7 protein-coding genes are annotated in these 8,408 nt (G+C 48.5%); 1 reads left to right on the top strand and 6 read right to left on the bottom strand.

The window, feature by feature from the left end; genetic code table 11:
- Positions 1–96 precede the first annotated feature (96 nt).
- The 5 genes from JZI27_RS03360 to fdhF all read right to left on the bottom strand — a co-directional run bounded on the left by JZI27_RS03360 (position 97) and on the right by fdhF (position 6,525).
- On the bottom strand, positions 97–1,584 hold the full coding sequence (locus tag JZI27_RS03360; protein ID WP_280206770.1) for a sigma 54-interacting transcriptional regulator: 1,488 nt from the start codon (positions 1,582–1,584) through the stop codon (positions 97–99).
- A gap of 37 nt (positions 1,585–1,621) precedes the next feature.
- A complete protein-coding gene (cysC, locus tag JZI27_RS03355; protein ID WP_280206769.1) occupies positions 1,622–2,164 on the bottom strand; it encodes an adenylyl-sulfate kinase in 543 nt (180 codons plus the stop codon).
- 28 nt (positions 2,165–2,192) lie between these two features.
- Positions 2,193–2,930: a sulfotransferase family 2 domain-containing protein gene (locus JZI27_RS03350; RefSeq protein ID WP_280206783.1), complete on the bottom strand. Its 738-nt coding sequence runs from the start codon at positions 2,928–2,930 to the stop codon at positions 2,193–2,195.
- A gap of 155 nt (positions 2,931–3,085) precedes the next feature.
- Positions 3,086–3,565: a helical membrane plugin domain-containing protein gene (locus tag JZI27_RS03345; protein WP_280206768.1), complete on the bottom strand. Its 480-nt coding sequence runs from the start codon at positions 3,563–3,565 to the stop codon at positions 3,086–3,088.
- A gap of 2 nt (positions 3,566–3,567) precedes the next feature.
- Complete coding sequence (fdhF, locus tag JZI27_RS03340) at positions 3,568–6,525, bottom strand: formate dehydrogenase subunit alpha (RefSeq protein WP_280206767.1); 2,958 nt, start codon at positions 6,523–6,525, stop codon at positions 3,568–3,570.
- A 428-nt stretch (positions 6,526–6,953) separates the two neighbouring features.
- Between fdhF and JZI27_RS03335 the strand changes: the two genes are divergently transcribed.
- Positions 6,954–7,292 (top strand): histidine triad nucleotide-binding protein, encoded by a 339-nt coding sequence (locus JZI27_RS03335; protein ID WP_251242814.1) that lies wholly within the window; start codon positions 6,954–6,956, stop codon positions 7,290–7,292.
- An 8-nt stretch (positions 7,293–7,300) separates the two neighbouring features.
- On the opposite strand, the gene JZI27_RS03330 is transcribed toward JZI27_RS03335, so the two are convergent.
- Positions 7,301–8,278 (bottom strand): YpdA family putative bacillithiol disulfide reductase, encoded by a 978-nt coding sequence (locus JZI27_RS03330; protein WP_280206766.1) that lies wholly within the window; start codon positions 8,276–8,278, stop codon positions 7,301–7,303.
- Positions 8,279–8,408: the final 130 nt, after the last annotated feature.

The following is an 8,408-nucleotide window of genomic DNA, read 5'->3' as shown; positions in this document are numbered from 1 at the left end:
ATATAACGATTTTACCAACAAATAGAGGGGCTTGCGCCCCTCAAAATTATATACTTTCCTATATAGTAAAAAAATGTCCGGATTACCGGACAATGGCTAGTGGTTGTATTTTTTCAATTTTTCGTAAAAGACAGATCTGCTGATTCCTAATAATCTGGCCGCTTTTGCCTTGTTTCCGTTTGTTTCGCGTAATGCCCGCTCAATTTCCATCTTTTCAGCTGCATGAACCACTGTTTTACCATGTATTTCTGTAGCCTTTTGCAGCATTTCCTCCGGTAAATCTGCGAAAGAAATTTTCCCTTGTTCCGCCATAATCATGCCTCTTTCCACGACATTGCGCAATTGACGAATATTCCCTGGCCAATCATGGTGGTACAGCACTTTTTGTACAGCTTCCTCGATACCTGTAACGTTCGTGTCCAGAATCGGGTTTAACTGTTTGATAAACGTATTGGCTAGAAGTAAAATGTCGTTTTTACGCTGACGCAGAGGAGGGATCGTCAGCGTGATGATGTGCAGGCGGTAGTACAAGTCCTCTCGGAATGTCTTTTCACGTATCCGATCTTCCAAAGGCGCGTGCGTAGCGGAAATGATCCGCACATCCGTCTGAATCGGCCTGTTTCCCCCCACGCGAAAAAAATCCTTTCCTTCAAGTACGCGCAACAGCTTGGCCTGCAGGGACATAGGCATTTCGCCAATTTCGTCCAGAAAGAGGGTTCCGCCATGGGCAAGCTCGAATTTTCCGATTCGGCCCGCACGATCTGCTCCGGTGAAGGCGCCTGGTTCATAGCCAAAAAACTCGGCTTCCAGCAGATGCTCAGGTATGGATGCACAGTTGACCGTGATAAACGGCCCAGATGCTCGATTACTGGCATTGTGCACGGCGTGTGCAAACAGCTCTTTGCCTGTTCCGCTTTCTCCCAAAAGCAGGACGGGCGTAAGGCGCCTTGCAGCTTTTGCAGCAAGGGACATGCATTGCTTCATCGCTTTGTCTCGTGTGATAATGTGATTCCACGTATACACCGCACGGTACGGATGATTTACCGCCGCTTTATCCCCTATACGTCCCACATCCAGTGAGCGATCGAGCCAATCTGGTTTTTCCACCTGCATCATGACTTCCATCTGTTCTCTCAAGTCATTCTTCGATTCAACCAGCGCATTGACGACACGGGCTTTGGTCAACACACCTACAATTCTTCTATCACTATCGATAATGATACTGGAACCGACGTGGCTATTTTGAATAATCTGCTCCATCTGTTCAAAAGTTGTCTCTGACAGCTTGTCCAGTTGGGTAGTGACCGCTTCGGTCTTCATAAAATCCCGAATGGGTGAATGAGCAGGCGCCTTTTCAAGGATCATCCGATAAAGTGAGCTACGCGAAAAAACACCGATCAGCCTACCCTCGTCATCTCCTACCGGGAGCACATCCAGCCGTGTTTCCAGCATGGCTCTCGCTGCATCCTCCAAAGAATCGGTCGCCCGTAGAAAAGTAGAGATAGGCTGGATCATATTGTGCAACGTCATTTTGTCACCGACCCCCTGTCCATAATGAATTCTCTCTTCATAACGATACGACATGGGAGCGAATAACCCCTCTTCACATGACATGCGAACCCTACATCTGATGCAATATACCTCGCGTTCGCAAATAGACGAGAATCTGCTGGACGCATGCTGATATGGATTGTTGATCCGCTTGAATAACCAATTCCGGACTCTCGGGTTCCTCATACGCTGCGGTGATACCTGTAAAATCGGGAATGGCTCCACGACGCGCCTTCTTGTACAAGCCTTTTGGGTCCCTGCTTTCACAGACGTGCAACGGACATTGGACGTAGACCTCGATGTACTTCCCGTCCGAAAACATCTGCCGGATCCTATGACGATCTGATTTTGAAGGTGAAATAAAGGCAGCCAGAACGATCGTACCTGTCTCGATGAGAATTTTCGAAACCTCTCCCGCACGACGCAGATTCTCAGCCCGGTCTTCTGGCGAAAAGTCTAGGTCGCGATTGAGCCCAAGCCGCAAGCGATCACCATCCAGAACATAGCTGGACAATCCTTTCGCGTTCAGTTCATGATGCAAACGATTGGCAAGCGTTGTTTTACCTGCGCCTGACAAACCAGTAAACCAGAGGACATACCCTGTCGATCTCATGATTTCAGCCTCCCCTCCTTCTTTTGATCTAATAGGCGTGCTGTTGAAACCACTTTTTCGCATAGCTATGCAGCTGAAAATCGAACTGATTCTTTTGAAAGACCATACGTAGAGTCTCAGTGTCCAAATCCCATTCTTGCAGTCTGTTCGTCGACGCATTTTCACGGTAGATCTGATCTGAACGATTCCACCCCAACTGTTTGCGCAGAATAGGAACACATTGGTCGGACCATTCGGTAATGCCAATAAACGTAAAGCTGGAAGCCAGATGATTCATTGCACGTCCCAGATCGGGAATGTACTCTCCCGGGTTCCAGACATAGTATTGCATCTCCGTTTGGTGTGTAAATCCCAAGGGATTGCCTGAGAGATAGCGGGTTTGCAGATTGGATGTCAGGAAATTCATTTGATCAGATTGTACAAACTGTGCGAAGCTCATCTCGGACATTTGTTGGTAGGTTGGAATGGATGGGTTACGAAGCAAAAAGGAATAGATGGATAACACCAATTCGATAGGATGACGCACGAACGTACAATAACGCGTTGGACGTTGGATCAGCTCGTGCAAGCCGTAGGGAAAGTGACCCGACACGACGCGAAGCGAGCTGTCTGTGCGATTGCACAGCTCTACCAGCTTTCTTGTCGACCAGCTGGCATCCTCGTGCATGAAGGCGATTTCCTCACGCTCGTACTCTTCTGACAGCATGCGGTTGATCGAGGTTCCTGACGTTTTGGGAATGTGGAGAAATAAAAGCAATGGCTCCATAGACACGTATACTCCCCCTTCTTTTTGAAGGCTTCGCCATAGTGTATGATTCCTTCTCCTTGCTTGAAATCAACGCTTTTCCCATCTTCCTCTCTTATGTGCGCAAAAGAAAAGGCCTGGAACCAACCAATAGGTTGAATCCAAGCCTAGCTTCTCTATTTCTTCAAGCCTTCACCCATGCCTTTGAGCAGGTTGAGCCCAAAACCGATCGCACGGTTGATGTCAGGGTCGTTCATGGCTTTATACAAGTCCAGCAATCCCACTTTTTCGTCCTTTTGTAAGCCTTCCTCTGCCTTTTGCAAGCCGTTGCTCAGACTGCTGACCAATTTTTTTGTCATGGCCGGGTCGATGTCACTGACTGCTTCTGCCATCGCCATGGCGTTGTTGATCGTATTGGTGACCGGCGGACGCGTCAGCTGTCCGAGTGCAATCTTCGTGACCTTTTCCTTCGCTTCTACCAATGCCTGGACAGCTTCCAGAATCCCGCTATCATGCAGCTCCTGCAGCAGCTTGATGGTATCGGAAATACCATCTGCGTTCTGTGCCAGCTCTGATTTGAGCTGATCCAGCTTTTGGGTGTTTTTTTCCTCTTCGGACAGGACGGGCTTCTTGATGTTCACAATAGGTCTTGCCATGCTTACTTAGCACCTCCTGCCTGGTTCACTTTGGCAATCGGCTGGTAATCCTCACGTGCCCATTTGCGTTCTACCTGTACGCCCAATTGCGGATTGCGCTTGGCATAGCGCGGGTTGTACATCGGCAGCGGATTGATACCATCTACTTCCAAAATCTCCATATATACTTTGGTTTGCTTGTAGGCAGGTGTCTGAGTCCGCACGTCTACCGCATTACCTGTCAAAACATTGACAGCATTCTCGTGGCTGACAGAGTTCATTGGTATGAACAGCTCCATGCCTTGGACGCGGTCTGTGACGACAGCTCGCAGCTTAACTCTTCCATACGGAGATACCAGGCGGACCAGCGATCCGTCCTTTACTCCGCGCTCTTTGGCAAGTGCAGGCGGCACTTCTACGAAAACATTAGGAACTTTATATTGGATTCCTTTTGACTTGTTCGTCATGTTTCCTTCGTGGAAATGTTCCAGTATGCGTCCGTTATTTACGACCAAATCAAATTCTGGCGCAAATTCAACTGGCGGAACATACTCGACCAGCGAAAGGCGGGCACGACCATCCGGGAACTTGAATCTATCGATGTACAGCAATGGCTCATCGGTTCCATCTGCTTTTACTGGCCAGACCAAACTATTCCAACCTTCCAAGCGGTCGTAGGATACACCAGCAAAGATTGGGCTTAGACTCGCAATTTCATCCATGATATCGCCTGGATGAGTAAAGTTCCAATCGAAGCCTCTACGTTTCGCAACCTCTTGTACGATCCACCAGTCTGGCTTACTATCCCCGAGAGGCTCCCACACCTTGTTCAGGCGTTGGATGCGACGTTCAGTATTCGTGAAGGTGCCATCCTTTTCCAGCGATGGGGCTGCAGGTAAGATGACGTCAGCGAATTGAGCTGTTTTTGTAAAGAACACGTCTTGAACAACAAAGAACTCGAGACTGGCCAGAGTTTCTTGTACGTGATTGGAGTTGGAATCAACCCATGCCATGTCTTCTCCTACCAGGTACATTCCTTTTAAGTCGCCTCGTTCAACAGCCTGTAACATTTCGATATTCGTCCAGCCTGGCGTGCTCGGAAACTTCGCCCCGTATGCCTCTTCGAATTTCGCGTGAGCCTCTTCATCACCCACATGCTGATAACCAGGCAGCCAGTTTGGCAAACTCCCCATATCGCATGCGCCTTGTACGTTATTATGACCGCGAAGTGGGTATGCCCCGGTACCAGTACGACCGTAATTACCCGTGATCAAGAGTAAGTTGGAGATAGCTGCAGATGTATGCGATCCACCTGTATTTTGCGTAACTCCCATGCCCCAGAGGACACAAGTGCCACTTGCTTCATGGATCATGGTCGCTACTTGAATCAATTGCTCTTTCGAAATCCCCGTGACTTCTTCGGCGTATTCGAGCGTGTATTTTTGCAGCATTTCTCGGTACTCCATAAAGAAGTTGACGCGATTCTGAATGAATTTCTCATCATGCCAACCTTGATCGATCATATACTTGGCGACAGCTGTCAGCCATACATAATCGGTACCCTGTTTAGGGTGGATAAACAGATCGGATCGATCCGCCATTTCGTGCTTCCGCAGGTCAGACACAATCAGCTTCTGTCCGTGGAGTTTTTTGGCACGCTTCACGCGTGTGGCAAGAACAGGGTGTCCTTCGGTTGGGTTGGCCCCGACGATGATCACCAGTCCGGCAGCTGCGATGTCCTTGATCGTTCCAGAATCTCCGCCATATCCAACTGTCGACATCAAGCCGTCAGAGGCTGGAGATTGGCAATAACGGGAGCAGTTGTCGACATTATTGGTTCCGAATACTTGTCGGGCCAGTTTTTGCAAGGAATAGACTTCTTCATTGGTCGTCTTGGAGGAACTGACAAAACCCAGTGCGTTATTTCCGTACTTCTCTTTGATTTCGCCCAGTTTGGTTGCTACCAGGTCAAGTGCTTCATCCCAGGATGCTGGAACGAATTCGTCACCCTTGCGGATCAGTGGTGTAGTCAAGCGCTGATCACTGTTCACGAAGTCCCAACCGAATTTTCCTTTTACACAAGTGGAAACAGCATTAACGGGAGAATTTTCACTTGGTTCAATCTTGAGAATATGACGGTCCTTCGTCCAAACCTCGAACGTGCAGCCGACACCACAGAAAGTACAAACCGTTTTGGTCTTTTGTGTACGTGTGTCACGCATCGCGGACTCAATCTCAGAAACAGCCATGATTCCACTATAGCCCGGTTCTACTTCTTTAACCATGTCAATCATGGGCGCCATCAGGTCTTTACCGAGACCCGTCATGAATCCTGCTTCACCCAGCATGGATTTTTCCATCAAGGCGTTGCATGGGCAGACGGTGACGCATTGTCCACAGGATACGCAGGAGGAATCATTGATCGATTTATCGTCATCCCACAAAACACGCGGTTTTTCCCGCTCCCAATCGATGGTTAGTGTTTCGTTTACTTGCAAATCCTGACATACCTCTACGCAACGTCCGCACAAAATGCATTGATCTGGATCATAGCGGTAAAACGGATGAGACATATCCACTTCGTAGCCTTTTTCGGTGAACGGACGGGATTGGTGCTCGATGTGAAGCATTTCGGTTGTATTGTGCACGCGGCAATTTCCATTATTGTTGTCGCAAACCGTACAGTAGAGCATATGGTTTTCCAGCACGCGATCCATTGCCTCTGTCTGGGCAGCACGTGCACGCTCTGATGCGGTTTTGATTTCCATGCCCTCTTGGACAACCGTGGAACAGGCGCGCATGATATCGCCGTTGATTTCACACATACAGGTATCGCAGGTCTGAATCGGTCCGAGAATCGGCGAGTAACAAATATGCGGATGTTCGATTTCTTGTTTCAGCATATAGTCCAGAAGACGGGTTCCTTCTTCGATCTGATGGGTTTGGCCGTTTAGTTGAACGGCAATCATTTTTTTAGTCATAGCTCCTCCTTACAACAATAAGAAAACCTCTATACCAGCCTGAGCAACCACGAAGTCGAGGCAGCTTGTTCTTGCTGTATCGGAAAGTAAAAGCGCTCATCGTTTTTGCTCTCCGATACAGGAAAAAACCCACCACAAAACAACTGACACAACAAAAGAAGCTTGTTGCTCAAGCTGTTTCATGGTGGGTTAACACTTAGCATTTACGTACCAGTTATCAATCCCGCCATCTGAAGCGAGTGGAAGCCAGGACGATGAGGGACACGGGGTCGCTCCATCCATCTTTGAACATCCATCCATTATTATAAGATACCTTAAGAAAAAAGCAATAGTTGCAATTGAAATCGTTTTCTTGCGTTCGACAGGGAAAGTCCGGTCGGGTGACGAAATAGGGTACCCAACACACTTTTGAAAGGCTGTGAGTATAGATGGATTGCATTTTTTGCAAAATCGTAGCTGGTGAAATCCCTTCAACCAAGGTGTACGAAGATGAGCATGTCGTGGCTTTTCATGATATTAATCCGATTGCACCCGTACACGTCCTGATGATTCCCAAGAAGCACATCCCATCCCTACTGGACATCCAGTCAGAGGACAAGGAATTGATCGGCCACCTGCATCTCGCTTTACAAAAAGTAGCAGAACAGATGGAAGTAACGGAACCCGGCTTCCGTGTCGTCACAAACATCGGCAAGCATGGTCAACAAACTGTCTTCCACCTGCATTATCATCTGATCGGCGGAAAGCAGCTCTCGTGGACCATGTAGGCCCTTCCTTACGATTTTTGTGATTGAATAATATGGCTTGCGATCGCCTCGCCGTGAAATCGACCATTTTCAATGAAAATGGCATTGGCGCGATTGCCTGCTGCCACGACACCTGCGATGTACAGACCACGTATGTTGGTCTCCATCGTTTCGGGATTGTGTTCGGGTATTCCCGTCTCCGGATCGGTTTTCACCCCTAAAGAGTGGAGGAAGGTACGATCCGGACGGAATCCGATCAGCGAAAAGACGTAATCATTTTCAAGTGATACCACCTCATCGCCTGTTCGAACCTGGATCGTTTTCTCCTGAATCGCCTCAACCGTAGACTGATACATGACCTTGATCCGTTCTTTCTCCACCAGGCTTTCAAAGACGGGTCGTGTCCATGCCTTGACCTTTTCAGACAGCTCTGGTCTCCGACAGATGACCGTCACTTGTGCCCCTGCTCGTTCCAGCTCCATCGCCGCATCGACAGCCGAATTGTTCCCGCCTACAACCGCTACCTTCAACCCGCTGTAAGGGTGAGCCTCCCTGTAAAAAGAGGATACTTTCGAAAGCTCTTCACCGGGAACCTTCAATGTATTGGGATGGTCAAAATATCCCGTCGCGATCACCAAATTTTTGCACGTATAACGATGCTCCTGGTCCAATCGATCTCTGGTCACTACTTGGTAGCCACCCTCAATCTGCTTGGCTGATGTGACTGTTTCATAGACATGTACACGCAACTGTTCACGGCCAGCAACCAGACGATAGTAATTCAAAGCTTCTTGCCGGGTCGGCTTTTCGTTGGCAGTCGAAAACGGAATATCACCGATTTCCAGCCGTTCAGCCGTGCTATGAAAAATCATGTAGGTCGGGTACCGATAAATAGAATGGACCAAGGACCCTTTTTCAATCACCAGTGGGTCAAGCCCCGCTCTCTTGCAGGCAATCGCTGCTGCCAGCCCACAAGGACCTGCCCCTACAATCAGTACTTCATTCATTTCTCTTCCGCCTCACTTCTATCCAATCTCTTTGATCTCTCTTCCCATCTTATCATAGCTCCGCGATCAATGAAGAGTTCTAACTGTACCCCAGTCTATGATTTACCAATAAATCACCAATGAAAGCCTC

Source organism: Brevibacillus sp. AY1, from assembly GCF_029870785.1.
GTDB lineage: Bacteria > Bacillota > Bacilli > Brevibacillales > Brevibacillaceae > Brevibacillus > Brevibacillus invocatus.
Note: the sequence above shows the minus strand (reverse complement) of the source record. Positions and strands in the feature narration are given on the sequence as shown.

Excerpts from the sequence above, each read along its gene's own strand:
- fdhF (WP_280206767.1), bottom strand. The coding sequence starts at position 6,525 with ATGACTAAAAAAATGATTGCCGTTCAACTAAACGGCCAAACCCATCAG.
- JZI27_RS03335 (WP_251242814.1), top strand. The coding sequence starts at position 6,954 with ATGGATTGCATTTTTTGCAAAATCGTAGCTGGTGAAATCCCTTCAACC.
- cysC (WP_280206769.1), bottom strand. The coding sequence starts at position 2,164 with ATGAGATCGACAGGGTATGTCCTCTGGTTTACTGGTTTGTCAGGCGCA.
- JZI27_RS03345 (WP_280206768.1), bottom strand. The coding sequence starts at position 3,565 with ATGGCAAGACCTATTGTGAACATCAAGAAGCCCGTCCTGTCCGAAGAG.
- JZI27_RS03330 (WP_280206766.1), bottom strand. The coding sequence starts at position 8,278 with ATGAATGAAGTACTGATTGTAGGGGCAGGTCCTTGTGGGCTGGCAGCA.
- JZI27_RS03350 (WP_280206783.1), bottom strand. The coding sequence starts at position 2,930 with ATGGAGCCATTGCTTTTATTTCTCCACATTCCCAAAACGTCAGGAACC.
- JZI27_RS03360 (WP_280206770.1), bottom strand. The coding sequence starts at position 1,584 with ATGTCGTATCGTTATGAAGAGAGAATTCATTATGGACAGGGGGTCGGT.